At 69.2% G+C, this 22,338-nt stretch carries 26 protein-coding genes and 2 tRNA genes; 17 read left to right on the forward strand and 11 right to left on the reverse strand.

Annotation, left to right across the window (positions count from 1 at the left end):
• Window positions 1-101: 101 nt before the first annotated feature.
• The 10 genes from INT51_RS07890 to INT51_RS07935 are packed head-to-tail and all read left to right on the forward strand — an operon-like array spanning window position 102 to window position 6,371.
• Complete coding sequence (locus tag INT51_RS07890; protein WP_193104755.1) at window positions 102-605, forward strand: hypothetical protein; 504 nt, start codon at window positions 102-104, stop codon at window positions 603-605.
• Complete coding sequence (locus INT51_RS07895; RefSeq protein WP_193104756.1) at window positions 598-1,920, forward strand: SRPBCC family protein; 1,323 nt, start codon at window positions 598-600, stop codon at window positions 1,918-1,920. The genes INT51_RS07890 and INT51_RS07895 overlap by 8 nt, the downstream gene beginning before the upstream one ends.
• Window positions 1,917-2,309 carry a gas vesicle protein GvpJ gene (gene gvpJ, locus INT51_RS07900; protein ID WP_193104757.1) on the forward strand — a complete coding sequence of 131 codons (393 nt, stop codon included), beginning with the start codon at window positions 1,917-1,919 and terminating at the stop codon, window positions 2,307-2,309. The genes INT51_RS07895 and gvpJ overlap by 4 nt, the downstream gene beginning before the upstream one ends.
• Window positions 2,309-3,079: a GvpL/GvpF family gas vesicle protein gene (locus INT51_RS07905; protein WP_193104758.1), complete on the forward strand. Its 771-nt coding sequence runs from the start codon at window positions 2,309-2,311 to the stop codon at window positions 3,077-3,079. Before gvpJ ends, INT51_RS07905 begins: the two co-directional genes overlap by 1 nt.
• On the forward strand, window positions 3,079-3,321 hold the full coding sequence (locus tag INT51_RS07910; RefSeq protein ID WP_193104759.1) for a gas vesicle protein GvpG: 243 nt from the start codon (window positions 3,079-3,081) through the stop codon (window positions 3,319-3,321). Before INT51_RS07905 ends, INT51_RS07910 begins: the two co-directional genes overlap by 1 nt.
• Window position 3,322: 1 nt before the next feature.
• On the forward strand, window positions 3,323-3,670 hold the full coding sequence (locus tag INT51_RS07915; protein ID WP_193104760.1) for a gas vesicle protein: 348 nt from the start codon (window positions 3,323-3,325) through the stop codon (window positions 3,668-3,670).
• Window positions 3,671-3,711: 41 nt separating this feature from the next.
• On the forward strand, window positions 3,712-4,257 hold the full coding sequence (locus INT51_RS22650; RefSeq protein ID WP_304502114.1) for a gas vesicle protein: 546 nt from the start codon (window positions 3,712-3,714) through the stop codon (window positions 4,255-4,257).
• Window positions 4,254-5,273: a gas vesicle protein gene (locus INT51_RS07925; protein WP_193104761.1), complete on the forward strand. Its 1,020-nt coding sequence runs from the start codon at window positions 4,254-4,256 to the stop codon at window positions 5,271-5,273. Before INT51_RS22650 ends, INT51_RS07925 begins: the two co-directional genes overlap by 4 nt.
• A complete protein-coding gene (locus tag INT51_RS07930) occupies window positions 5,254-5,577 on the forward strand; it encodes a gas vesicle protein K (RefSeq protein ID WP_193104762.1) in 324 nt (107 codons plus the stop codon). Before INT51_RS07925 ends, INT51_RS07930 begins: the two co-directional genes overlap by 20 nt.
• The gene (locus tag INT51_RS07935) at window positions 5,574-6,371 is read left to right on the forward strand and encodes a GvpL/GvpF family gas vesicle protein (protein ID WP_193104763.1); all 798 of its coding nucleotides are present in this window, start codon (window positions 5,574-5,576) and stop codon (window positions 6,369-6,371) included. Before INT51_RS07930 ends, INT51_RS07935 begins: the two co-directional genes overlap by 4 nt.
• A gap of 80 nt (window positions 6,372-6,451) precedes the next feature.
• On the opposite strand, the gene INT51_RS07940 is transcribed toward INT51_RS07935, so the two are convergent.
• From INT51_RS07940 to INT51_RS07955, 4 genes are all read right to left on the reverse strand, one after another.
• Window positions 6,452-6,829, reverse strand: coding sequence for a chorismate mutase (locus tag INT51_RS07940; protein WP_193104764.1), 378 nt, complete (start codon window positions 6,827-6,829; stop codon window positions 6,452-6,454).
• On the reverse strand, window positions 6,829-8,169 hold the full coding sequence (clpX, locus tag INT51_RS07945) for an ATP-dependent Clp protease ATP-binding subunit ClpX (protein WP_193104765.1): 1,341 nt from the start codon (window positions 8,167-8,169) through the stop codon (window positions 6,829-6,831). Before clpX ends, INT51_RS07940 begins: the two co-directional genes overlap by 1 nt.
• A gap of 256 nt (window positions 8,170-8,425) precedes the next feature.
• A complete protein-coding gene (locus tag INT51_RS07950; protein ID WP_193104989.1) occupies window positions 8,426-9,055 on the reverse strand; it encodes an ATP-dependent Clp protease proteolytic subunit in 630 nt (209 codons plus the stop codon).
• Window positions 9,056-9,155: 100 nt separating this feature from the next.
• Complete coding sequence (locus INT51_RS07955; protein ID WP_193104766.1) at window positions 9,156-9,797, reverse strand: ATP-dependent Clp protease proteolytic subunit; 642 nt, start codon at window positions 9,795-9,797, stop codon at window positions 9,156-9,158.
• A gap of 379 nt (window positions 9,798-10,176) precedes the next feature.
• Here INT51_RS07955 and INT51_RS07960 point away from each other — a divergent pair, with 379 nt between their 5' ends.
• Window positions 10,177-10,992: a C40 family peptidase gene (locus INT51_RS07960; RefSeq protein ID WP_193104767.1), complete on the forward strand. Its 816-nt coding sequence runs from the start codon at window positions 10,177-10,179 to the stop codon at window positions 10,990-10,992.
• Between the two features lie 112 nt (window positions 10,993-11,104).
• Here the strand turns inward: INT51_RS07960 and INT51_RS07965 are convergent, their stop codons facing one another.
• The 3 genes from INT51_RS07965 to INT51_RS07975 all read right to left on the reverse strand — a co-directional run bounded on the left by INT51_RS07965 (window position 11,105) and on the right by INT51_RS07975 (window position 13,497).
• The gene (locus tag INT51_RS07965) at window positions 11,105-11,680 is read right to left on the reverse strand and encodes a dihydrofolate reductase family protein (protein WP_193104768.1); all 576 of its coding nucleotides are present in this window, start codon (window positions 11,678-11,680) and stop codon (window positions 11,105-11,107) included.
• 212 nt (window positions 11,681-11,892) lie between these two features.
• Entirely contained in the window at window positions 11,893-13,335 is a 1,443-nt protein-coding gene (gene tig / locus INT51_RS07970; protein WP_193104769.1) for a trigger factor, read from the reverse strand.
• An 88-nt stretch (window positions 13,336-13,423) separates the two neighbouring features.
• A tRNA-Pro gene (locus INT51_RS07975) sits at window positions 13,424-13,497 on the reverse strand.
• Window positions 13,498-13,635: 138 nt separating this feature from the next.
• Here INT51_RS07975 and INT51_RS07980 point away from each other — a divergent pair.
• A tRNA-Gly gene (locus INT51_RS07980) sits at window positions 13,636-13,706 on the forward strand.
• 62 nt (window positions 13,707-13,768) lie between these two features.
• On the opposite strand, the gene INT51_RS07985 is transcribed toward INT51_RS07980, so the two are convergent.
• Together INT51_RS07985 and INT51_RS07990 are read right to left on the reverse strand one after the other, a co-directional pair.
• Window positions 13,769-14,413 carry a response regulator transcription factor gene (locus INT51_RS07985; protein WP_193104770.1) on the reverse strand — a complete coding sequence of 215 codons (645 nt, stop codon included), beginning with the start codon at window positions 14,411-14,413 and terminating at the stop codon, window positions 13,769-13,771.
• Window positions 14,410-15,513 (reverse strand): sensor histidine kinase, encoded by a 1,104-nt coding sequence (locus tag INT51_RS07990; RefSeq protein ID WP_226832124.1) that lies wholly within the window; start codon window positions 15,511-15,513, stop codon window positions 14,410-14,412. The genes INT51_RS07985 and INT51_RS07990 overlap by 4 nt, the downstream gene beginning before the upstream one ends.
• A gap of 110 nt (window positions 15,514-15,623) precedes the next feature.
• Here INT51_RS07990 and INT51_RS07995 point away from each other — a divergent pair, with 110 nt between their 5' ends.
• On the forward strand, window positions 15,624-16,358 hold the full coding sequence (locus INT51_RS07995; RefSeq protein ID WP_193104771.1) for an ABC transporter ATP-binding protein: 735 nt from the start codon (window positions 15,624-15,626) through the stop codon (window positions 16,356-16,358).
• On the forward strand, window positions 16,355-17,143 hold the full coding sequence (locus INT51_RS08000; protein ID WP_193104772.1) for an ABC transporter permease: 789 nt from the start codon (window positions 16,355-16,357) through the stop codon (window positions 17,141-17,143). The genes INT51_RS07995 and INT51_RS08000 overlap by 4 nt, the downstream gene beginning before the upstream one ends.
• A gap of 84 nt (window positions 17,144-17,227) precedes the next feature.
• On the opposite strand, the gene INT51_RS08005 is transcribed toward INT51_RS08000, so the two are convergent.
• Window positions 17,228-18,049 (reverse strand): SAM-dependent methyltransferase, encoded by an 822-nt coding sequence (locus INT51_RS08005; RefSeq protein ID WP_193104773.1) that lies wholly within the window; start codon window positions 18,047-18,049, stop codon window positions 17,228-17,230.
• Window positions 18,050-18,186: 137 nt separating this feature from the next.
• On the opposite strand from INT51_RS08005, the gene INT51_RS08010 reads away from it, so the two are divergent.
• Genes INT51_RS08010 through INT51_RS08020 form a run of 3 tightly spaced genes read left to right on the forward strand, consistent with a single transcriptional unit; the run spans window position 18,187 to window position 21,567 of the window.
• Window positions 18,187-19,785: a DNA-3-methyladenine glycosylase 2 gene (locus INT51_RS08010; protein ID WP_193104774.1), complete on the forward strand. Its 1,599-nt coding sequence runs from the start codon at window positions 18,187-18,189 to the stop codon at window positions 19,783-19,785.
• A complete protein-coding gene (locus tag INT51_RS08015; protein WP_193104775.1) occupies window positions 19,782-20,345 on the forward strand; it encodes a methylated-DNA--[protein]-cysteine S-methyltransferase in 564 nt (187 codons plus the stop codon). Before INT51_RS08010 ends, INT51_RS08015 begins: the two co-directional genes overlap by 4 nt.
• Before the next feature lie 13 nt (window positions 20,346-20,358).
• Window positions 20,359-21,567: a PLP-dependent aminotransferase family protein gene (locus INT51_RS08020; protein WP_193104776.1), complete on the forward strand. Its 1,209-nt coding sequence runs from the start codon at window positions 20,359-20,361 to the stop codon at window positions 21,565-21,567.
• A 51-nt stretch (window positions 21,568-21,618) separates the two neighbouring features.
• Here the strand turns inward: INT51_RS08020 and INT51_RS08025 are convergent, their stop codons facing one another.
• A complete protein-coding gene (locus INT51_RS08025; RefSeq protein WP_193104777.1) occupies window positions 21,619-22,326 on the reverse strand; it encodes a bifunctional 2-polyprenyl-6-hydroxyphenol methylase/3-demethylubiquinol 3-O-methyltransferase UbiG in 708 nt (235 codons plus the stop codon).
• Between the last annotated feature and the right edge of the window lie 12 nt (window positions 22,327-22,338).

Below are 22,338 nucleotides of genomic sequence, written 5' to 3' on the forward strand. Positions count from 1 at the left end.
CTCGTCAGAGACGATCACGGGGCCACCGCGCTACACCACTATGCGGGACTCAACTCGGCGGATACGTCCTCGGCCGAGGGAAGAAAGCACGACTCGCGACAATGATTCTCGGATACACCCTTGTGAAGCAGGGCGGGAAGCAGTTGAACTCCGCGAAGACGACCGTCCTGGAGTCGGACGAGGCCAAGACGTTCTTCGGGCAGCTCACGGGCGGAGTGACGGAGGCAGCCAAGGGTGCCGCCACGGCAGCCGCAGCCAAAGGCGTCAGCTCGGTGACCTCGAACCTGAAGGAGCGCACTGCACAGTTGCAGGGCGCGGCAGGTTCCGGCTCGGACGACGGCGATGAGGACGACACCACCGATTCCGAGGACACCACGGGCTCTGACGAGGCCACGGACGCCGAGGAAACCCCTGCGGAGACCAAGAGCTCCGAAGAGAAGACCGAGGAGACGCCGACGCGAACCTCATCCGGCAGCTCGACGCCCCGGACCGCACGGAAATCCCCGGCGACGTCCAGTTCTTCTTCAGCATCACGGAAGCCTGCCTCCACCGCGAAGACGATCAGAAGCAAGGCCAAGGATGGAGAGGGTGGTTCGAATGGTTGAGAACACCAGCGAAGACACCGCGACGGACACTGCGGAAGACACCAACGAACAGCCCTGGTGGAAGGCCGCATTGTCCAATCTCCCCCTCGGCGACCTGAAGTCCGAAGCCACCAACTATGCGAAGGCGTATGCCGAGAAGGGCGCCTCCTCATTGACCGACACGTTGAATGGTCTGACGGAGACATTCTCGCCGGACGGCGGCGGCGCATCGCAAGAAGGCCTCAAGAAGGGCGCGGAAAAGCTCGCGGAGGGCAAGAACCCCGCATCCGCAGGAGCATCTGCTCTCGCCGCCGGGGCCAAGGAGAAGCTGACCGGCGGGTCAACGAGCGGCGGATCCGGTGGGTCCGCCAACCTCAAGAAGTTCTCCAACATCGTCGGTTCGATCGACGTGGGAGTCCCGATCACGGTCGCCTACAACCAGTGGACGCAGTACGAGGACTGGCCCGACTTCATGAAGAAGGTCGAGAACGCCGAGCAGGAGGAGCCCGAGCAGGAGGAGAAGGCGGAGGTGGAGATCAAGGGCAAGGTCCTGTTCTCCCACCGCACCTGGACCTCCACCGTCATCCAGCAGGTCCCCGACGAGCAGATCATCTGGGAGTCGAAGGGCGAGAAGGGCCATCTCGACGGTGCGGTCACCTTCCACGAGCTCGGTCCACGCCTGACCCGGATCCTCGTCATCGTCAACTATTACCCGCAGGGCTTCGTCGAGAAGTTCGGGAACGCGTGGCGGCCCGTCGGTCGCCGCATCCATCTGAACATGAAGCAGTTCGCACGTCATGTCATGACCACGACCATCCTCGACGAGGATGCCGTCGAAGGCTGGCGCGGCGAAGTCCGCGATAAAGAGGTGGTTCGCACGCACGAGGAAGTCGTGGAGGCCGAGGCGGAGGAGCCGGAGGAGCCGGAGGAGCCGGAGGAGCCGGAGGAGCCGGAGGAGCCGGAGGAGCCGGAGGAGCCGGAGGAGCCGGAGGAGCCGGAGGAGTCAGCGTCGCAGGACGTCGCCTCCGGGGCCGACTCCCAGGACGATCCGGGCAGCGATGCCGAGGATGAGGCCTCGGTCGCCGACCCCGATGCCGAGCAGGACGACGACTCCGAGGACGATCCGAAGACCGCGGGCGAGGCGGAGTATGACGAGGAGAACCTCGAAGAGGACACCGAGCCCACGGGCGAGGACTCCGAGGAGGCCCCCGAGTCCACGGACGAGGGCGCCGTAGAAGACACCGAGCCCTCGGACGAGGACTCAGATGAACCTGAAGATGATGAGGACTTCGTGTACGTCGACGAAGATTCCGACACGACGAAAGGCACATCATGACCAGCACCGCTACGACCCAGCAGCGCTCACGGGGTGGATACGTCGATCGCCCCTCGTCCAGCTCATTGGCCGATGTCGTGGAGATCATCCTCGACAAGGGACTCGTCATCGATGCGTTCGTGCGCGTGTCTCTGGTCGGCATCGAGATCCTCACCATCGATGCCCGCATCGTGATCGCCAGCGTCGACACCTACCTGCGATTCGCTGAAGCCACCAATCGGCTCGACCTCGAGCAGAAGGGCGGCAAGGACCTCACCGAGGTGATCGGCGCAACTCAGGAACAAGGAGCCAAGGGGAAGGTCGGTGGCGCGCTCGAAGGCGCCAAAGCTGCTCTGAGCCCCGATGACGACGAGAAGTCCTCGACGAAGGCCGAGGCATCGAAGTCGTGATGAGGACCGACCATCCCGACCAAGGCGAATCCCCCACCGGGGCTGAGCTCTACCTGTACGGCGTCGTCCGTGCGGGAACCCAGCTCCCGGAGGGCCTCGTCGGGGTCGTGGCCACCATCCCCCATCTCCTCGAGGACGACGAGCTCGCAGCCGTCGTCTCCGAGCTGCCCGAGGACGCCGACTTCGGCACACCCCAGGATCTGGTCGCCCATTCGGCCGTTCTGGACACGATCGCGGCAGTCACCACGGTGCTTCCGATGCGCTTCGGGACGGTGCTGCCCTCGTGGCAGGATCTTCGCGAAGAGGTGCTCGCCGAGCCGGCAGGACTCACCGACGTGCTGTCGCAGCTGGACGGGGCCGTCCAATACACCGTGCGCGTGCAGTACGACCAGGACGTCGTCCTCCCGGAGATCCTCCGGGAAGACCCCCGGCTGATCGGCCTCCAGCAGGCAATCGCCGGCACCACCGAGGACGAGACTCGCACCGAGCGCATCGCCCTGGGCGAGGCCGTCGTCGCCGGGTTCGACTCCCTGCGTGGTCCCGACGCGCAGGAACTGCTCCAGACCCTCGACCCCTTCGTGCGCGACCTCGCCGTGCATGAGGGAGGTCAGGCCGACGATGTCCTGGACGTCGCCCTCCTCGTCGGCCGCCCCGAGACGGACCGTTTCGAGGAGGCCCTCGAGGCGGCCGCGAAACGCGATCACCCGAGGATGCGATACAAGCTCCTGGGCCCGCAGGCACCATACGACTTCGTCGGCGGGGGGCAATGATGGGAATCTTGAGCGGGCTCATCGGAATGCCGTTGGCCCCCCTGCGCGGCACAGTCTGGGTCGCCGAGCAGATCCGTGATGAGGCGGACAAACAGTTCCACGACCCCGCCGCCATCCGACGCCAGCTCGAGCAGATCGCCGACGCACGGCGCGCAGGCACGATCGACGAGGACGAAGCGGACAGCGCCGAGCGAGAGCTCGTGGCCAGACTTATCCGATCCGACCGGAACGAGGGAGCCTGACATGGCAGACAACGCCGACGAAAATGTCCCCGGCGACGATCACGAGCAGACCGACAGCGACCAGAGCAGCTCCCGCAGGACGACGAAGCGCAGGGTCCTCACCGCCAAGGGGGCGATCCGGCGCGCCACAGACCAGCTCGAGGAGCTGACAGGACGCACACCCGACAGCGTCATCGCGGTGGAGCGGCAGGAGGACGGGTGGAAGGTCTCGCTGGAGCTGGTCGAGTCCCGGCGCATTCCGGACACCACCGACATCCTCGCCGAGTACTCCGCGTACATCGACGACCGCGGGGAGCTCACCTCCTACCGTCGAGAGGCTCGCTACACGCGTGGCCGCGTCGATGGATGATGCCGGGATGAGTCCGCCAGCGAGGAGAGGAGCGCGACGAGATGACCGTTGTGCCGAGGTCCAATAACAAAGGGATGGAGCCCCGTCGCGAGAGCGAGGGCACCCTCATACACGTGGTCGAGACGCTTCTCGACAAGGGCCTGGTCCTGAACGCGGACATCATGGTCTCCGTCGCCGGCGTCGAACTGCTGGGGATCCGGCTCCGCGCCGCCCTGGCATCCTTCGAGACAGCGGCACGATACGGGCTCGAATTCCCCGCCGGCACCAATACCGAGACGGTCGCCTGGCGGGAGGCCATCGAGCAGAAGGAGACCTGTCCCCAGTGCGATAAACGAGTCCCGCTGGAGCAGCTCCTGAACGAGTACTGCCCGTGGTGCGGATGGCAGAGCGCCTACGCACTGCGGGAAGGCTCGGCCCAGACGACCGATGCCACTGATTCTGCCGGTGAGCTCTCCGGCGCCGACCAGCGCGACAAGGGCTCCCGCGCAGCGAGCGCGACCTCGCCCACCGGCAAGGGCGCTGCGCGTCCCTCCGCCGGGAGCACGCAATCCCGTGCGCGGCACGACCCGGAGCCGGCCGACGGATGACTGGTTCCTCCGTGGCCGCACCGGATGCGGAGGCGTCGGGTCGTACGGGACTCGAGCCGGTGCGCGATCCCCGGGTCACGCTGGTCGAGCTCGTCGACACGCTGCTGGATCGAGGGCTCTACCTCAACCTCGATGTCATCATCTCCGTCGCGGACATCCCCCTCATCGGCCTCAATCTCCGAGCGACGCTGGCGGGCATGGAGACCATGCTGGAGTACGGCATGATGCGCGACTGGGATCAGCGCACCCGGGCCTGGATCCAGCGGACCGCGACGAGGGACCTGCCGCTGGAGGACGACGAGGAACTGCTGGCGAAGATGGCGGGCGGCTACTTCTCCCAGGACGATTTCCACCGCGACTGGCGACCGGGGAGCGTCTACCTCACCACCGGTCGGCTCCTCGTCTTTCGCCGCGATCCGCGCGAGGTCCTGTGGGAGACCCCGCTCGAGGACATCCGATCTGTCGAGATCAGCCCGGAGACCACCATCGGCGGTGAGACCTTGGACCGTCTCAAGTTGCGCACCGCGCAGGGTGAGGAGGCGGTGCTGTCGGCCTCCGCACCGCAGCGTCTGCGCGAGATGGTGCTGCAGCAGGCACCGGCCGCTCGTCGCGAGGTAGGCGCCTCGGGCGATCGCCCGAGGCCCGCAGACGTCGAGAGCGACAATGCCTCACCGCAGGTGGAGGGGCATCTCTGGTATCAGGAGAGCCTGGCAGGTCGCTCCGAGTGGCGGGGCGGCACCGGGCGCCTCGACGAGCACGGATTCACGTGGAAGAGTGCGATGGACACGCGTCCGGCGATCCGACTTCGCCCCGGCGAGCTGCGCGACGTCCGCCTCGAGGATGGGCAGGTGCCCTCCGGGGAGAGCACCCTGATACGGCTGGCCACCAGTGCCGGCGAGTTCGTGCTCGCGGGTGACACCTCCCGATGGGGAGATCCCCTGCAGGATCTCGCCGGACGACATGACACCACCGACACTCACGGAAGGGAGGCCATCGATGGGCTTGGAGATCGATGAGAGCAGCCTCAAGCACGGGGTGCTGACCTTGGTGGTGACCCTCGTCGAAGTCATCCAGGAGGCGCTGGAGACCCAGGCGATGCGTCGTCTCGAGGGCGGCGACCTGACCGATGAGGAGCAGGAGCGACTCGGCGATGCCCTGCTCGAGCTCGACGAGGCGATGCGGGAGATCAAAGCCCAGAACGGGATCACCGGCTCCGTCTCCGACCTGCACCGCGGTCTCGACGATGTCGTCGACGACGTGGTCGACAAGCTGATCAACCCTCAGCGCTGGGCCGAGGAGAACCAGGACCGCACTACATGAGCGAGCAGGCACTGTACGTCTATGCGATCGCTCCCTCCGGGGAGATCAGGGATCCCGGGACCGGCATCGATGGGCAGGACGTCCTCGTGATCGACGGCGCGGACGGCGTCTGCGCACTGGCCCACCGGCAGGGCACCACCCCGTACGAGGGGCCGGACGATGACGTGCGCCGCTGGGTGCTCGAGCACAGTGGCGTCATCGACCGGGCATGGCAGGCAGCCGGCGCGGTGCTGCCGGTCTCGTTCAACGTGATCGTCGCTCCCGGCGAGCAGTCCCCCGCCGACGAGGCGCTGCAGGAGTGGCTCCACGACAATGCCGGAACAATCCGGGAGCGGCTCACGGCACTGACCGACCACGTCGAACTGCGCATCCAGATCGCGGTGGAGACGGACACCGTTGCGGCAGATGCCTCGGAGATCGCCCGCGTCACCGCGGAGATGGCCTCGAAGCCCGAAGGCGTCCAGCGTCTGTACCGGAAGAAGCTCGAGACGATGCGCCGCGACGTGAGCGAGCGGGTCGCGGACTCCCTGTATCCGGAGTTCCGGCGCCGAATCCTCCAGCACGCCGTCGACGTCGTGGAGAATCGCCAGTCGCGCACCGGCGAGGGGATGGTACCCATCCTCGACGTCGCCGTCCTGGTCGCGGAGACTGAGGTCGAACTGCTCGGCATCGAGCTGGCTGAGATCCGCGATTCACGACCGGGCCTGGAGATCCGCTTCCTGGGACCCTGGCCGCCGTATTCCTTCGCCGATCTGCCGGCGCTCACCCCGGGCGGACCTCCACAGGACGCCTGATCGCACCAGCCGGAGGACGCGGCTTCGCTGCTCCACACGACGCGTCGAGGGGGACAGAACCCCGATCCCGGTCAACCGGGTCAGGAGTCGGCCGAGCCCTCGTCGCGGATCCGCTCATGGTGGCGGATCACCTCAGTGACGATGAAGCGCATGAAGGCCTCGGCGAAGACGGGGTCCAGGCCCGCGTCGTCCGCGAGGGAGCGCAGGCGGTCGATCTGCTCGCGCTCGCGTGACGGGTCCGCGGGTGGCAGGCCGTGGGTGGCCTTGAGGACCCCGACGCGCTGGGTATGGGAGAAGCGCTCCGCGAGCAGATGCACGAGGGCAGCATCGATGTTGTCGATGCTGCGGCGCTCTTCGACGAGCACCTCACGGGCATGCGTGGCAGCGTCGGAGGTGACAGCGTCGGTCCCGGTGGCCGCCGTGGCCTTGGGAGCGTCGGCAGCGGGATGCTGCGGCATCAGGCGGACCGCTCCTCGCGCGACTGCTCGACCTCTCGGTCGCTGTCCTTGCCGGTGACCATCAGCGGCGCCCGGCCCTCGGTGATGACGCCTTCGGTGATGACCACCTTGGCGACATCGCTGCGTGAGGGCAGCTCGAACATGATGGCCTGCAGCGAGTCCTCGAGGATCGCACGCAGACCGCGCGCTCCGGTCCCGCGCTCGATCGCGCGATCGGCCACGGCCTCCAGGGCGCTGTGCTCGAAGTCCAGCTCGACGCCATCGAGGGCGAACATCTTCTGGAACTGTTTGACCAGCGCGTTGCGCGGCTCGGTGAGGATCTGGATGAGGGCCGCGCGATCGAGATTGGACACGCTCGTGATCACGGGCAGACGCCCGATGAACTCGGGGATCAGGCCGAACTTGAGCAGATCCTCCGGGGCCAGCTTGGCGTAGATCGCCTCCTGCTCGAGCGGAGTGTGCAGCTCGGCTCCGAAGCCGATGCCGCGCCTGCCGATGCGCGATCCGATGATGTCCTCGATGCCGGCGAAGGCACCGGCCACGATGAACAGCACGTTCGTGGTGTCGATCTGGATGAACTCCTGGTGCGGGTGCTTGCGCCCGCCCTGGGGCGGCACCGCGGCCACGGTTCCCTCGACGATCTTCAGCAGAGCCTGCTGCACGCCTTCGCCGGAGACATCGCGCGTGATCGAGGCGTTCTCCGACTTGCGACCGATCTTGTCGACCTCGTCGATGTAGATGATGCCGCGCTCGGCCTTGGCGACGTCGTAATCCGCGGCCTGCAGCAGCTTGAGCAGGATGTTCTCGACATCCTCGCCGACGTAGCCGGCTTCGGTGAGCGCGGTGGCATCGGCCATCGCGAACGGCACGTCGAGCATCCTCGCGAGGGTCTGGGCGAGATAGGTCTTGCCACAGCCCGTAGGGCCCACGAGCATCACGTTGGACTTCGCGACCTCGATCTCATCGCGTTCGCCGTCCGCCACCTCGGCCAGTGCAGCGGCGGCGCTCTTGGCCGTGGGTGCCGCGGACTCGGAGTCCTGGGCGCGCACACGCTTGTAATGGTTGTAGACGGCGACGGCGAGGGCACGCTTGGCCGGCTCCTGGCCGACCACGTAGTCCTCGAGGAAGGCGAAGATCTCCTGCGGAGTGGGCAGCGCGGCCTGCTCCTCGGAGACCGGCTGCGCCGCCTGGATCTCCTCGGCGATGATCTCGTTGCACAGCTCGATGCACTCTTCGCAGATGTACACCCCGGGCCCGGAGATCAGACGTTCGACCTGCTTCTGCGACTTCCCGCAGAACGAGCATTTGAACACGTCGGCCCCATCGCTCGTGCGCGCCATGTCCGTGTCCTTTCGTCGGGCCACCCTCAGTGCATTCGTCGTCGTCCGCAGGATCTCGACCCGAGATCCGCGAACCCGACCACGGTACCCCGCCGGCCCCACATGACGCGGGAGGCGGGCCGTCCGTGGTGCCAACCCCGGGGGGCGGCGGAACGCCGGTCGGCCCTGCACAGCGCTGGGCGCGTGCAAGGAGCCGACGGCGAAGGGCGGACGCCGCGACCGGGGACAGTACGTGCTCCCCGGACGCGGCGCACCGTCACTGCGAGATGGCCGTGCGGGGCACCTTGCGCGATTCCAGCACCTGGTCTACCAGACCGTAGTCCAGGGCACCCTGCGCGGTGAGGATCTTGTCGCGCTCGATGTCCTTGCTGACCTGCTCCTTGGTGCGGCCGGAGTGATCGGCGAGGGTCTGCTCGAGCCATTCGCGCATGCGCATGATCTCGTTGGCCTGGATCTCCAGGTCGGAGGCCTGTCCGCCGCCGCCTTCGCCGCCCATGGCGGGCTGGTGGATCATGATGCGGGCGTTGGGGAGCGCGAGGCGCTTGCCCGGGGTGCCCGCTGCCAGCAGTACCGCAGCGGCGGAGGCCGCCTGGCCGAGGCACACCGTGGTGATGTCCGGCTTGACATACAGCATCGTGTCGTAAATGGCGGTCAGTGCAGTGAACGAGCCGCCGGGGCTGTTGATGTACAGCGTGATGTCGCGGTCCGGGTCCTGGGACTCCAGGACCAGCAGCTGGGCCATGACGTCGTCGGCCGAGGCATCGTCGACCTGGACGCCCAGGAAGATGATGCGGTCCTCGAACAGCTTCGTGTACGGGTCCTGGCGCTTCATGCCGTAGGCAGTGCGCTCCTCGTACTGCGGGAGCACATAGCGCGAGGTGGGCATGCCACCGGCATGGGCGGTTGGCAGGGCACCGATGGTGCGGGGATCGAAGGTCACGGGGTCTCCTTGCTTCGAGGGTGTCTGTGAGGGACGGAAGGGGCGGTCAGTCGTCGGTGCCGCCGCCGCCCGTGACGTCACCTGCACCGGTGACGATCTTGTCGATGAAGCCGTACTCGAGCGCCTCGGAGGCCGTGAACCAATGGTCGCGGTCCCCATCAGCGATGACCTGCTCGACGCTCTTGCCGGTCTGCTCTGCAGTCAGCTCTGCCATCTGCTTCTTCATGGACAGGATGAGCTCGGCCTGGATCTTGATGTCGGTGGCGGTGCCCCCGAGCCCGCCCAGAGGCTGGTGCATGAGCACGCGCGTGTGCGCGGTCGCATAGCGCTTGCCCTGGGTGCCCGAGGAGAGCAGGAACTGTCCCATCGACGCCGCCATGCCCATGCCGATCGTCACGACGTCGGGCTGGACGTACTGCATCGTGTCGTAGATGGCCATGCCCGCGGTGATGGAGCCGCCGGGGCTGTTGATGTAGAGGTAGATGTCCTTGTCCGGGTCCTCTGCGGCCAGCAGCAGGATCTTCGCGCAGATCGCGTTGGCGTTCTCGTCGCGCACCTCGGAGCCGAGCCACACGATGCGATCGCGCAGCAGACGCTGGTAGACGCTGTCATCCAGGCCCATCGGAGCGTCACCGATCGCGTTGCGGGGCGGCGAGGACGGGGAGGTCTGAGTGCTCTGTGAAGTCACGGGGTCTCCTTCGTGGCGGGATTGTCGATGACTCGACTCTAGGCGCTGGGCGGGAGCGCGCGGTGCCCTGTTCGCCGCAGGCGCACTGGAGGGGACTCTGCGGGCGGGACCCAGCTCCGAGCGCCCCAGATCCTCCTGCGGATGTGGCTCAGGTCGCCCCGGAACGTCAAGTCGGGGCGGGTTCTGGTCACGATGACCCGTCAGCGTGCAAAAAGCGCGTCAATTCCCCTGCCCGGCTGTCTCAAGCCCACTGCGTGGCAGGGGGCGCCCTCCTACTGTGGTCGCATCGCCCCAGTCGATCGCCCCGAAGACGGTGATCACCGCACCCGCAGGTAGCACCCGGCCTGATGCCGGGACCGGAAGGAACGATCCGCACATCATGGCCAAGTACAACACTCACCGCACCCCCGGACGCGCCCACACCCCCGCCGGCAACACTGCCCGCGGCCTCGGTGGCGCCGCAGTCCTCGGGACCGTCCTCGTCGGCACCGCCTTCGCCGGCAGCTCCGCGCAGGCCGCCCCCGCGGCCCCCGCCGCTCCGGCAGCGCCCGCGGCCCAGACCGCTCCCGCCACCCCGGTGGCCACCGCGCCCACTGCCGCGCTGGACACCAGCCAGAAGCTGCGCTGGGGCTCGCGCGGCGACACCGTGCAGAACCTCCAGGCCACGCTCAACGAGAGCGGCGCCGGCATTTCCGAGGACGGCGTCTTCGGTCCCCGCACCCACTCCGCGGTCAAGGACTTCCAGTCCAGCAAGGGCCTCCAGGTGGACGGGGTCGTCGGCCCCAAGACCTTCGGCGCGCTGAACGGCTCCGCGACCGTCCCCTCCGGCGGCGCCTCGGCACCCGCCGCGTCCTCCTCGAGCGGCAGCAGCTCGATCGTCGACGCCGCCCGCTCCGCGATCGGCACCCCCTACTCGTGGGGCGGCGCCTCCATGGGCGGCATGGATTGCTCCGGCCTGGTGAACTTCGCCTACAAGGCGGCCGGCATCGACGTGCCGCGCACGTCCGGCCAGATCGCCAACGGCGGCCGCTGGATCTCGCAGTCCCAGGCCCAGCCCGGCGACATCGTGGCCTGGTCGGGCCACGTCGCGATCTACGCCGGCAACGGCAAGATCATCGACGCCTCCGGCTCCAAGCAGCAGGTCGTCGAGCGCAGCATCTGGGGCAACCCGATCGGGTTCGTCACCTACCGCTGATCCTCAGCACCTCGTCGAGGGCCTGGTCTCCACACGGGGACCAGGCCCTCGTGCGTGACAAGGGGCCCGGCGCGCGACGTCGCCCGTGCCCGGGCAGGAGCCGCGTCCCGCGTCAGGACCGGCGACGAGGCCGGAAGATCCACCCACGCTGCGACGAGGAATCGCCGAGGGTCTCCACCAGCTCCCACTGCACCAGGCGACCGCCCGGCACTGCGAAGATGCGTGTGCCGTCCCCGAGGAACACCGGCGCCACGAACATCTGCAGCTCGTCGATGAGGTCGTGCTCGAGCGCCTGACGGGCGATGTCCGCGCTGATGATCTGCACGTCCTTCTCCCCCGCGACCTCCTGTGCTCGGCGCACGGCCTCGCGCACATCGCAGTTCAGCGCCACGATGGCTGGATCCGCGTCGATCTCGTGGGGCCGGTGGGTGAGAACGAACTCGGTCCCCGACCACGCCCCGCCGTACGCCTGCGCGGTGAGCTCGCTGCGCTCCTGGGCCTGCGCCCGGGCGGCGTCGTAGCCCGCACGGCCCGAGATGATGACGCCGACGGGCGCCGCCATGGATTCCGTGACGTCGTCGACGGTGGGCTCCATCGCCTCCATCGCCTCGAGCCAACTCATATCGTGGCCGGGCCCGGCGATGAATCCGTCGAGCGAGGCGGTGAATCCCCAGGCCACTTTTCCCATGCTGCCTCCCAGGTCGATCGACCCGCTGCCGGTCGGTGCCCGGCAGCGCCCCGACGTTCGGGACCAGCAGGCTCGATCGCGGGGTGCACACGCTTCCACGCGAACCACGCCCGCACAAGAGCCGCCCTCCCGGAACGGCCGACGGGCCGCCGCCCCGCAAGGGGGCGACGGCCCGTCGGTCCTGTTCCAGCCGGATCAGCTGGCCCGGAGGTTCACTCCTTCGTGGCCGACTTCTTCGCGGCGGGTGCCTTCTTCGTCGGCGCGGCGGCCTCGTCGGCAGCGTCATCCGTCGACTCGGCCTCCGGGGCGGTCGCGTCCGACTCGGTGCCGCCCTCGGCAGCCTCGACCTCGGCGGCGTCGCTCTCGGCGGCGTCGTCCTCGGACGGGGTCGAGAGATCCAGCTCCAGCACCTCGCCGGCGGCGTTCTTCACGGTGACGTCCGCCAGGACGACCTCGAGGGCCTTGGAGCGCTGCACCTCGCCGAAGATCTGCTCGAGCTGACCGGACTGGGCGAGCATCTGCATGAGCTGGTTGGGCTCGATGCCGTACTGCGTCGACAGCTGGGTCATGTAGTTCATGAGGTCGTTCTGCTCGACGCTGACCTCACGGGTCGCGTTGATCTCGTCCAGCAGGAACTGGGCACGCACGGCCTTGGTGGTGTCCTCGCGGATCTCCTCACCGTGCGGGTCGCCGACCTCCTTGCCCTCGTTCTCGAGGTGGGCGTTGATCTCGTCCATCACCAGCTGCTCGGGAACCGGGATCTCGAGCTCCTCGAGGAGCTTCTCGAGGAGGGCGTTACGAGCCAGCGCCACCCGGTTGCCCTCGGCATCGGCCGACGCCTTGAGGCGCAGGTCGTCCTTGAGCTCGTCGATGGTGTCGAACTCGGAGGCCATCTCGGCGAACTCGTCGTCGGCCTCCGGCAGCTCGCGGACCTTGACGGACTGCGCGGTGATCTTGATCAGGGCCTCTTCACCGGCATGATCGCCACCGGCGAGCTTCGAGGTGAAGGTCGTGGTCTCCTCGGCGGAGAGGCCGATGAGTGCCTCGTCCAGACCCTCGAGCATGTTGCCCTCGCCGATCTGGTAGGACACGCCCTCGACGGTCTCGATCTCTTCCTCGTCGATGGTCGCGACGAGGTCCAACGACACGAAGTCGCGGTCCTCGGCGGGACGGTCGACGCCCACGAGAGTGCCGAAGCGCTCGCGCAGTTCGGTCAGGCGCACGTCGACGGCGTCGTCATCGACCGTGGGCTCCTCGATCTCGACCTCGAGGGTCGAGAAGTCGGGCAGGTCGAACTCGGGACGCACGTCCTGCTCGACGACGAAGACGAGGTTGCCCTCCTCGGAGCCGTCGAGGCCCGGGATCTCGCTGACCTCGACCTCGGGACGGCCGACGGGCTTGATCTCCGCCTCGGCTGCTGCCTGCTGGTAGAAGTCGGGCATCGCGTCGTTGACGGCTTCCTGCATGATCGCGGGGCGGCCGAAGCGCTGCTCGACGAGGCTGGAGGGGACCTTGCCCTTGCGGAAGCCGGGGATCTGCACCTGGTCGGCGATCTTCGTGGTGGCGGCCGCGACGGCCGGCTTGAGCTCGTCGAAAGGCACCTCGACGGTGAGCTTCACCCGGGTGGGGCTGAGCTTCTCGGACTCGGTCTTCACTGGTCAGGTCTCCCTGTGGATGGTCGGACTATGGTCTGTTCTCACGAACGCCTCGGAGCTCGCACGCGGCGGCGACCCGTAGGCGGAGTCGGGGTGACAGGATTTGAACCTGCGACTTCCCGCTCCCAAAGCGGGTGCTCTACCAAGCTGAGCTACACCCCGGAGGGCAACCCAGGAGATATTACCTGCTCCGCTGGGGGCGTGCCCGATTCTCCCGCGCGCGCTGTGAGCAGATGCATGTCGCTTCGCCCACTCCGGATGTGCCTCGGCGTCCCTGATCTGGTTAAATGAACGGGACATGCGGGCGTAGCTCAATGGTAGAGCCTCAGTCTTCCAAACTGATTACGCGGGTTCGATTCCCGTCGCCCGCTCCGCCGAGCACGAGCCGCAGTCCTGGTCACAGGGCTGCGGCTCGTGCTGGTTCCGCGGTGGCTCACCCGAGGACCCCCTCGCGCAGAGCCCGCAGCACCGCCTGGGTGCGGTCGCGTGAGCCGGTCTTCTGCAGGATCGCCGAGGCGTGATTCTTGACCGTCCCCTCCGCCAGATGCAGGAAGCCCGCGATCTCCCGATTGCTGTAGCCCTCCGCGATCAGACGCAGGACGTCCAGCTCCCGCTCGGTCAAGGGCTGCACCGGTGTCGCATGCCCGTCGGTGTTCGGCTCCCCTGCCCGGATCGCGCGCAGCAAGCGGTCGGTGAGGGACGGGGAGATCAGCGTGCCCCCGTCGGCGAGGGCGCGCACGGCCCGGGTCAGGCGCTCGAGGGTGACGTCCTTGAGCAGATAGCCGCGCGCGCCGGCACGCAGCGCGCCCAGCACCAGCTCGTCGTCGTCGAAGGTGGTCAGCACCAGCACCGGGGTCTCCTCACCACGGTCGCGCAGCTGCTCGAGGACCCAGATCCCGTCTCGGTGCGGCATCCGCAGGTCCAGCAGCACCACCTCCGGGCGGTGCTGCTGGATCTCCTCGATCGCCGCCTCGCCGTCGGACGCCTCGGCCACCACGTCGATCCCCGCCATCTGCAGCAGGGTGCGGATGCCTTCGCGCACCAGGGCCTGGTCGTCGACCACGATCACGCGGGTCATGTCGCCTCCAGATGTCCGGTCACGCGGAACCCTCTGCGCCCGTCGACCTCGACCCCTCCGCCGAGGCCCTCGAACCGCTCCTGCAGCCCGCGCAGCCCGTTGCCGAGCCGCACCTCGCGGGTCCCGACGCCGTCGTCGGCAGCACTGAGCTCGACGGAGCCGTCGCGGCGGGAGACATCGATGCTCAGGTGCTCCGCCTCGGCGTGCCGGATCGTGTTGGTCAGCGCCTCCTGTGCCAGTCGCACGAGGGCGAGGGTGCGCTCCTGATCGAGGTCGAGCCCCTCCTGGACCGTGATCTCGACCTCGAGCCCGGGCAGACCATCGACCATGCGGGTCAGTGCGGCCGCGAGATCCGGCCCCTCGTCGCGCAGGCTGCCGACGGTCGACCGCACGTCCCGCAGCAGCGAGCGCGCGACCTGATCGGCCCGCTCGATGTGCTCCCCACCCGCTCCCGCTCCGAGGTGCTTGGCAGCCTCGAGGCCGAGAGTGAGCACGGTCAGCTGGTGGCCGATGAGGTCATGCAGCTCGCGGGAGATGCGCAGGCGCTCGGCAGTACGAGCGGATTCCTCGAGCAGGATGCCCGCGGCCTGGAGGTCCACGTGCGCGCGGGCGAGCTCGGTGCGCATCTGCTTCTCCCGCAGCATGGTGGCGGTGCTGAAGACGGTGGCCAGTTGGATCAGCAGGTAGAAGCCGGTCAGGATCAGCGTCTCGGAGGTACCCCCCGCGACCAGGCTGTTGGCGATCAGCACCACGAGGGTGTTCATCCCGGTGATGGCGAGGCTTACCGGGAGCGGCACGACGTAGACGCTCACGGCGGCCGTGATCACCACCAGAACGTGCAGCAGGCCCATCGCGGGGACGGAGAGGACGAGGACCCAGACCGCGACCACGCCGGTCACGAGCACCGCGCGGGAGGCGCGGCGATGGTCGGACAGCACCCCCACTGCAGCGATGGCCGCGAGGGCCACCACCAGCACCAGCGCCCACAGGGGGCGGGGAATGCGCAGCGGGATGTCGCCGAGCAGGGCGGGGAGTGCCACGGCCACGGCGATGACCAGCATCACCACGCCCGCCCATCCCTCCATGCCCAGTCGTCGCATGAGGCCACCTTAGAGCTGGGACCCCTCCTGCACCCGTGCCGATGGTCATGGGTGGAACCGATGACCCTCGGCACTGCCCTCTCCCCCGCCCGGGTCCCTAGCGTCGAGGCATGAGCAGAGCACCAGCAGTCGAGGTCGAGCACCTCGCCAAGAGATTCGGGAACACGGTCGCCGTGGACGACGTCAGCCTGAGGATCCAGCAGGGCGAGACCCTCGGGATCCTCGGCATCAACGGGTCCGGGAAGTCCACCACCGTCGAGATGATCGCCGGCCTGCGACCCCCCGACAGCGGGCACGTGCGGGTGCTGGGCTTGGACCCGCGACGCGACCGGGGCGCCGTGCGGCAGGTCCTCGGGGTCCAGCTCCAGGACGCGGAGCTGCACAGCGCCCTGACCGTCGCGGAGCTCATCGGGCTGTACCGCAGCTTCTACCCCGATCCCCGATCCGCCCAGGAGCTGCTCGATCTGGTGGAGTTGGAAGACAAGCGAGATACCCGATTCGAGCGTCTGTCCGGCGGGCAGCAGCAGCGCCTCTCCGTCGCCCTCGCTCTGGCCGGCAAGCCCCGCGTCGTGATCCTCGATGAGCTCACCACGGGCCTCGACCCGGCGTCCCGACGCCGCATGTGGCGCACGCTGGATCGCCTGCGCGACGACGGCGTCACGATCATCCTCGTGAGCCACACGATGGAGGAGGTCGAGCGGCTGTGCGACCACATCGTGCTGCTCGAGGCGGGGAGAGTGCTGGCCTCCGCCACCCCCGCCGAGCTCGTCGCCCGGGCCGGCACCTCGACACTGGACGAGGCCTTCGTCCAACTCACCGGACACGATCTGGAGGTCGCGGAATGAACACCACCGATACCCCCGCACCCGTCTCGACCCGCATCCACCGACCCGGCCTGCGTTCCCTGGCCATTCTGGTCCTCTGCGAGACGAAGATGGTCATTCGCGATTCCGCCGGCCTGATCGTCCCGCTCGGCCTGCCGCTGCTGATCCTCCTGACCAGCGCCGGCTCCACCGCGGATCAGATGATCACGGCCGATCGCACCGCGCTGGACCTGTTCGTGCTCCCCCTGGTCATCACCATGGTCCTCACCATGGTGGGCGTGCTGAACATGCCCAGCTTCCTCGCCTACTACCGGCGCACCGGAATCCTGCGCCGACTGGCCGTCACCCCCGCCTCCCCGGTGATGGTGCTCTCGGCGCAGGTCATCGTGAGCATCCTGCAGTCCGCCCTCGGGATCATCCTCGCTCTCGTGGTCGCCATGACCGCCTTCGGTGCGAAACCGCCCGTGGACCTGATTCCCGCCTTCGGCGTGCTCGCACTGACCGCCACGGCCATGTGCGCGATGGGAATGATCGTGGCGGCGTCCGCCCCCACGCCGAACTCCGCGGTCGCGTTCGGATTGGTCGCCTTCCTGCTGCTCGGGGCGACCGGCGGCATGTTCGGAGGGACTCAATCGCTGCCGGAGCCGATCGCAGAGATCGGCGCTCACCTGCCCTTCGGCGCATCCGTCGAGGCGCTGGGCGCGGCCTGGGCGGGGCAGCCCATCGGTGCCGCGCCACTCCTCTCGCTCGCCGCAGCGATCGTGGTCGGGGTCGCGGTCGCCGCCTGGCTCTTCCGGTGGGAGTGAGCCGTACCGACGGGCCTGGAAGTGGCCCGTCGGGCGCGGATCAGGTCCCGCGGGGTCACCACCGGCGTCGTCCCGGGCCCCCTGCTATCGGTCGTCCGGCTCCCGGATCGCGTCAACGCCGGCGGCCGCCTGCCGGGCCGGGATCCGTACGATCACGGTCCCGCCGTCCTCCCCCTCCAGGATGTCCCCGGCTCCCAGAGCGCCGCCGTCTCCCGCGGCGGCGAGCGCGGCCTCGGCCTGGTCGTGGTGCATCTCGATGAGCATCACGCCGCCGGGGGCGAGCCATCTCGGCGCCTCCTGCAGCAATACCCTCACGTCGTCGAGCCCGTCCAGCCCGCCGACCAGCGCCCCCTCCGGCTCATGCTCTCGGGCCTCGCGCGGCATCAACCGCATCTCGCCCGCGGGGACGTAGGGCGGCACCGCCGCGAGCACGTCGACCTGACCGGTGAGATCCGGCGGCAGGGCGCTGAGGCCGGCACCGCGGTGCGTCGCCGCATCGCCCGGGAGGTTGCGCCGGGCGTGGACGAGCGCGCGCTCGTCACGGTCCGTCGCATGCAGCCGCGCGCCGAGGCCCTCGCGCCCGATCAATGCGGCGACGGGGGCGACTCCGCAGTACGCCTCGAGAACGACGGGTCGCTGCCGTACTCGACACTGGGCGATCGCCTCCTCGATCAGGAGAACGGTGCGCTGGCGCGGCACGAAGGTCCCCGGCTCCACGGAGAGGATCTCCCCACCGATCTCCACCGCGCCGACCAGGTGCTCGAGGAACTCCCCGGCCTCGCGACGCGCACACAGACGCTCCAGATCCGCCTCGTCGCCGGCTGATTCCTGAAGGATCCGGGCCTCGTCCTCGGCAAAGACGCAGCCGGATCGTCGCAGTCGTGCGACAAGCTCCGATGTCTCCATCCCGGCATTCTTCCCGGTGGCGGCGACCGGCACCAGGCGAAGCCGCGCCGGGCGAGAGGGCGCCGACGTCGACCCGCGGGGACCACGCTGTCCGAATCCCGCTGGTGCCGCAGGCCTAGGCGCGGTTCACTGGTGTCATGACCCCGACGACCGTGATGACCGATGACGAGCGATATGCGGCGATCCGCGCTCGGGACACCCGCTTCGACGGGATGTTCTTCACGTGCGTGCGGTCGACCGGCATCTTCTGCCGCCCCTCCTGCCCCGCCCGCACACCGCAGCGCTCCGGGGTGGAGTTCGTGCCCTCGGCCGCCGCGGCGGCCGGCAGCGGTTACCGCGCCTGCAAGCGCTGCGGGCCGACGGCCCCTCCCGGGAGCCCGGACGACGACCCGGTGGGCTCGCTCGCGGGGCGGGCGCTGCGCCTGATCGACGCGGGTGCGCTCGACGACGACGGCACGGTCCCCGATCTGGCCCGACGCCTCGCCGTGTCCGAGCGGACGCTGCACCGCGCCCTGGTGACCGCCACCGGGGCAGGCGCGCTCGCCCATGCTCGGATGCGACGCGCCCGTCGCGCCCATGAACTCGTCGCCGGCACCGAGCTGCCGCTCGCGCGGGTCGCGCACGCCGCCGGCTTCGGCAGCGAGCGCCAGTTCCACGACACCTTCTCGCAGATCTTCGGCCACGCCCCCTCGGTGGTGCGCGCACGCGCCCTGCCCGGCCGGCGGGCACGAGAGCGCAGTGCCGGCTCCCCGGACGCCGGGGCGCCCGGTGGCGCCGCCGTCACCGCGCAGCTCGCGGTGCGCCGCCCCTTCGACGGAGCGGGACTGGCCGCGTGGTTCGCCCATCGAGCGGTCCCCGGCGTCGAGGACGTCACCGAACTGCGGTGGACACGCGCGGTGAACCTGCCCCATGGCCCCGGTGTGCTGCAGGTCGATCTCGGTGCCGAGGGTGCACTGCCGGTGACGATGCGCCTGGCGGACCTGCGCGATCACGCCGCGGCGATCGCGCTGGCGCGCCGACTGCTGGACCTCGACGCGGACCCTGTCGGCATCGACCAGGGACTCGCCGCCGCGCCCAGCGCTCTTGCTCCTCTGCTCGCCGCGCGTCCCGGGGTGCGACTGCCCGGGACGCCGAGCATCCCCGAGGCGCTGCTGTGGGCGGTCACCGGCCAGCAGATCACGACTGCCCAGGCGCGTGAGCAGATCACCCGGGCCACCGACCTCTTCGGGGACGAGCTGCCCGAGGAGCTCCATCTGTCCGGAGTGCACCGGGCGCCGGTGGACCCTGTCATGGCCGGCGCCCACGCCGCGCAGTGGTTCCGGGGGCCCAGGGCCCGCCGGGACACCCTGAGCGCTGCGATCGAAGAAGCCGCCGACCTCGAGCTCTCCCTGCCCGTCGACGAACTGCATTCCCGGCTGTCCGCGATGCGCGGCATCGGACCCTGGACCGCCGCCTACGTGCTGCTGCGGGCGGTGCGCGCCATCGACATCGTCCCGGCACGGGACGTCGCCCTGCTCGGCGCGGCTCGCGACCTGGGCCTCGCCGAGGACCACGCCTCCCTGCAGCAGGCGCTCGTCGCCGCCTCCCCGTGGCGCTCGTACGCCGCGCTCCACCTGTGGCACCACCAGGCTGCACTGCGCTCCGCGGCGCCTGCCCCGACCACCCGGAACCCCTCGACCACCCGGGCCGTGCACCCCGCCTCGGCCCCCGAGTCCTCGGAAGGACCCCAGACATGACCGACTCCCGCACCACAGCAACGTCTTCACCGGCCCCTGCACCTGTCCGTGCCCCGGTCGAGGCACCGCCCCTCCCCCACCACCGCCGGGTCCTCACCTCACTCGGCACGTACCTGATCGCGGCCCAGGACGGCGCCCTCACCGGCGTCTGGCGCCAGGAGCAGTCCCGCTTTCCCGGGACGGAGCGGCTCGGCGCGACTGCTCCGCTCGAGGACCCCCTGCTCTGCGCCGCACAGGAGCAGCTACTGGCCTATCTCTCCGGCGACCGCGACGACTTCGACCTGCCCCTCGCGCCCCGCGGCACCGATTTCCAGCGCGCCGTCTGGAACCGGCTGCGGGAGATTCCTCGCGGCGCCACCACCACGTACGGGCAGATCGCGAGGGACCTGGATCGGCCCCGTGCTGCACAGGCCATCGGCGCCGCTGTCGGGTCCAATCCCCTCTCGATCGTGGTGCCGTGCCACCGGGTGCTCGGCGCACGCGGAGAGCTCACCGGGTACGCGGGTGGGATCGAGACGAAACAGGCACTGCTGGTGCTCGAGGGCGCCCTGCTCGCGTGACACGATGTGCGACATGGCCCGATCCGAGCACCACCCCTTCCGGTTCCCTGTCGCCGCCCGTTACGCGGGCATGGAGTCCTCACCGCTGAAGGACATCTTCGCCCTCGCAGCCCGCAAGGATGTGGTCTCCTTCGCCGGCGGCATCCCCGACCCGGAGCTGTTCGCCCTCGAGGACGTCGCCGCCTGCTACGAGTGGGTGCTGACCCACCAGGGTCACCGCGCACTGCAGTACGGCGTCAGCGAGGGTGAGGTCGAGCTGCGTGAGCAGGCCGCTCGCCGCCTGGCCCGCGATCTGCCCACCGATGCCTCCCAGATCCGGGTCACCTCCGGTTCCCAGGAGGGACTGTTCGTCGTCGCCCAGGCGCTGCTCGAACCCGGCGACGTGGTCCTGGTGGAGTCCCCCACGTACCTCGCCGCCGTGCAGGCCTTCGCCGTCCACGGGGCGCGCATGATCGGTGTGCAGACCGACGACCACGGCGTGGTGCCCGAGGCGCTCGACGAGGCGATCCGCACGCACCATCCTCGGATGGTCTATCTGATCCCCACCTTCCAGAATCCGACCGGTCGCACCATGCCCCTCGAGCGCCGCCAGGCCGTGGCCGACGTCCTTCAGCGCACGGATGTCCCCCTCATCGAGGATGATCCGTACGGTGCGCTGAGCTTCACCGGCAGCACGTGGGCACCGATCGCCTCTCTGCCGGGGATGAGCGAGCGCACCCTGCTGCTGAACTCGATGAGCAAACTGATGAGCCCCGGTGTGCGCATCGGCTGGATCCGCGCCGAGGGCCCGATCCTGGACACCCTGGCCGTGGCCAAGGCCGCGATCTCCATGCAGTCCTCCGTGGTGGATCAACTCACCGTGGCCCGCTACCTGGCCACGACGGATCTCGATGCCCATGTGGCACGGGTCAGCGCGGTCTATCGCGAGCGGCGCGACGCGATGGCCACCGCCCTCGCCCCGGTGCTGCCGGCAGGTGCCCACGTCACCCACCCCGACGGCGGAATGTTCCTGTGGGCAGCGCTCGGCGAAGGGTATGACGCGCAGGTCATGCTGGCCGACGCCGTCGCCGCCGGAGTCGCCTATCTCCCGGGGTGGTCGTTCTTCGCCGACCACGCGGACCGGTCCACGATGCGGCTCAGCTTCGTGACCCACGCCCCGGCCGTCATCGAGGAGGCCGTCGGCCACCTCGGTGGGGTCATCGAGAGGCACAGTCGGGCCTGACTGGCCCAGTCCACCCGCCCGACGCCGAGCTCGATGCCCTCGGGCGAGCGCTCAGCCGGTCTCCAGCACGGTTCCGGGCTTCTGCCAGCGCAGCGTCGCACGGAATCCTTCGCGTCGGCGGGTCACCGCACCGGGCAGGATGATCCCCGCCCGTTCGCGCAGCTCGGCGATCGACCAGTCCGGGTCCTGCACCGGGATCGGGACCTCGGCAGGGGTCTCCCGGACGGGGCGGGGGTGCTTGACGACGCCGATCAGCGGATTGGTCAGCGCGTTGGTCACGTCCCAGATCTGGTCGAGGGTGCTGACCGGATCCGTCAGGGTGACCACGAGCAGTCGTCCGCCAGGACGCAGCAGGGCCCGGGCGTCGGTGAGCGCCTCGTCCAGATCCATGTGGTGCAGGGAGGCGACCATCGTGATCGCGTCATAGGCGCCGAGAAGCTCCGGCTCGCCGACGTGCTCCGCGAGGCTGCGTCGCCACACCTGCACGCGAGGCTCCTCCCGGAAACGGGAGGCGGAGACGTAGGCCATCTCCTGGTCCGGGTCGATGCCGTCCACGCGGCCCGCGTGACCGGCCAGCGTCGCGATCAGGTCGCCCCGGCCGCAGCCCACGTCGAGCACGCGCCCGGCAGGGGTCGGCAGCGCGCGCAGGATCCACGGGTGGAAGTGGTGGTTATGGCTCCAGGGATGGCGTGCGTTGAGCTGCTCGAGCCGCCGGCCGATCCATCGGACCAGCGGGTTCGCAGTGGTACGGATATTCATCGAGGGCTTCCT

This window comes from Brachybacterium sp. FME24, from assembly GCF_014897705.1.
Taxonomy (GTDB): domain Bacteria; phylum Actinomycetota; class Actinomycetes; order Actinomycetales; family Dermabacteraceae; genus Brachybacterium.

Excerpts from the sequence above, each read along its gene's own strand:
- INT51_RS07930 (WP_193104762.1), top strand. The coding sequence starts at position 5,254 with ATGGGCTTGGAGATCGATGAGAGCAGCCTCAAGCACGGGGTGCTGACC.
- gvpJ (WP_193104757.1), top strand. The coding sequence starts at position 1,917 with ATGACCAGCACCGCTACGACCCAGCAGCGCTCACGGGGTGGATACGTC.
- INT51_RS07895 (WP_193104756.1), top strand. The coding sequence starts at position 598 with ATGGTTGAGAACACCAGCGAAGACACCGCGACGGACACTGCGGAAGAC.
- clpX (WP_193104765.1), bottom strand. The coding sequence starts at position 8,169 with ATGGCGCGCACGAGCGATGGGGCCGACGTGTTCAAATGCTCGTTCTGC.
- INT51_RS07960 (WP_193104767.1), top strand. The coding sequence starts at position 10,177 with ATGGCCAAGTACAACACTCACCGCACCCCCGGACGCGCCCACACCCCC.
- INT51_RS07985 (WP_193104770.1), bottom strand. The coding sequence starts at position 14,413 with ATGACCCGCGTGATCGTGGTCGACGACCAGGCCCTGGTGCGCGAAGGC.
- INT51_RS07915 (WP_193104760.1), top strand. The coding sequence starts at position 3,323 with ATGGCAGACAACGCCGACGAAAATGTCCCCGGCGACGATCACGAGCAG.
- INT51_RS08015 (WP_193104775.1), top strand. The coding sequence starts at position 19,782 with ATGACCGACTCCCGCACCACAGCAACGTCTTCACCGGCCCCTGCACCT.
- INT51_RS07905 (WP_193104758.1), top strand. The coding sequence starts at position 2,309 with ATGAGGACCGACCATCCCGACCAAGGCGAATCCCCCACCGGGGCTGAG.
- INT51_RS07910 (WP_193104759.1), top strand. The coding sequence starts at position 3,079 with ATGGGAATCTTGAGCGGGCTCATCGGAATGCCGTTGGCCCCCCTGCGC.
- INT51_RS08020 (WP_193104776.1), top strand. The coding sequence starts at position 20,359 with ATGGCCCGATCCGAGCACCACCCCTTCCGGTTCCCTGTCGCCGCCCGT.
- INT51_RS07935 (WP_193104763.1), top strand. The coding sequence starts at position 5,574 with ATGAGCGAGCAGGCACTGTACGTCTATGCGATCGCTCCCTCCGGGGAG.
- INT51_RS07890 (WP_193104755.1), top strand. The coding sequence starts at position 102 with ATGATTCTCGGATACACCCTTGTGAAGCAGGGCGGGAAGCAGTTGAAC.
- INT51_RS07995 (WP_193104771.1), top strand. The coding sequence starts at position 15,624 with ATGAGCAGAGCACCAGCAGTCGAGGTCGAGCACCTCGCCAAGAGATTC.
- INT51_RS08005 (WP_193104773.1), bottom strand. The coding sequence starts at position 18,049 with ATGGAGACATCGGAGCTTGTCGCACGACTGCGACGATCCGGCTGCGTC.
- INT51_RS08025 (WP_193104777.1), bottom strand. The coding sequence starts at position 22,326 with ATGAATATCCGTACCACTGCGAACCCGCTGGTCCGATGGATCGGCCGG.
- INT51_RS07925 (WP_193104761.1), top strand. The coding sequence starts at position 4,254 with ATGACTGGTTCCTCCGTGGCCGCACCGGATGCGGAGGCGTCGGGTCGT.
- INT51_RS07940 (WP_193104764.1), bottom strand. The coding sequence starts at position 6,829 with ATGCCGCAGCATCCCGCTGCCGACGCTCCCAAGGCCACGGCGGCCACC.
- INT51_RS08000 (WP_193104772.1), top strand. The coding sequence starts at position 16,355 with ATGAACACCACCGATACCCCCGCACCCGTCTCGACCCGCATCCACCGA.
- INT51_RS07950 (WP_193104989.1), bottom strand. The coding sequence starts at position 9,055 with ATGCCCACCTCGCGCTATGTGCTCCCGCAGTACGAGGAGCGCACTGCC.
- INT51_RS07965 (WP_193104768.1), bottom strand. The coding sequence starts at position 11,680 with ATGGGAAAAGTGGCCTGGGGATTCACCGCCTCGCTCGACGGATTCATC.
- INT51_RS08010 (WP_193104774.1), top strand. The coding sequence starts at position 18,187 with ATGACCCCGACGACCGTGATGACCGATGACGAGCGATATGCGGCGATC.
- INT51_RS22650 (WP_304502114.1), top strand. The coding sequence starts at position 3,712 with ATGACCGTTGTGCCGAGGTCCAATAACAAAGGGATGGAGCCCCGTCGC.
- INT51_RS07990 (WP_226832124.1), bottom strand. The coding sequence starts at position 15,513 with ATGCGACGACTGGGCATGGAGGGATGGGCGGGCGTGGTGATGCTGGTC.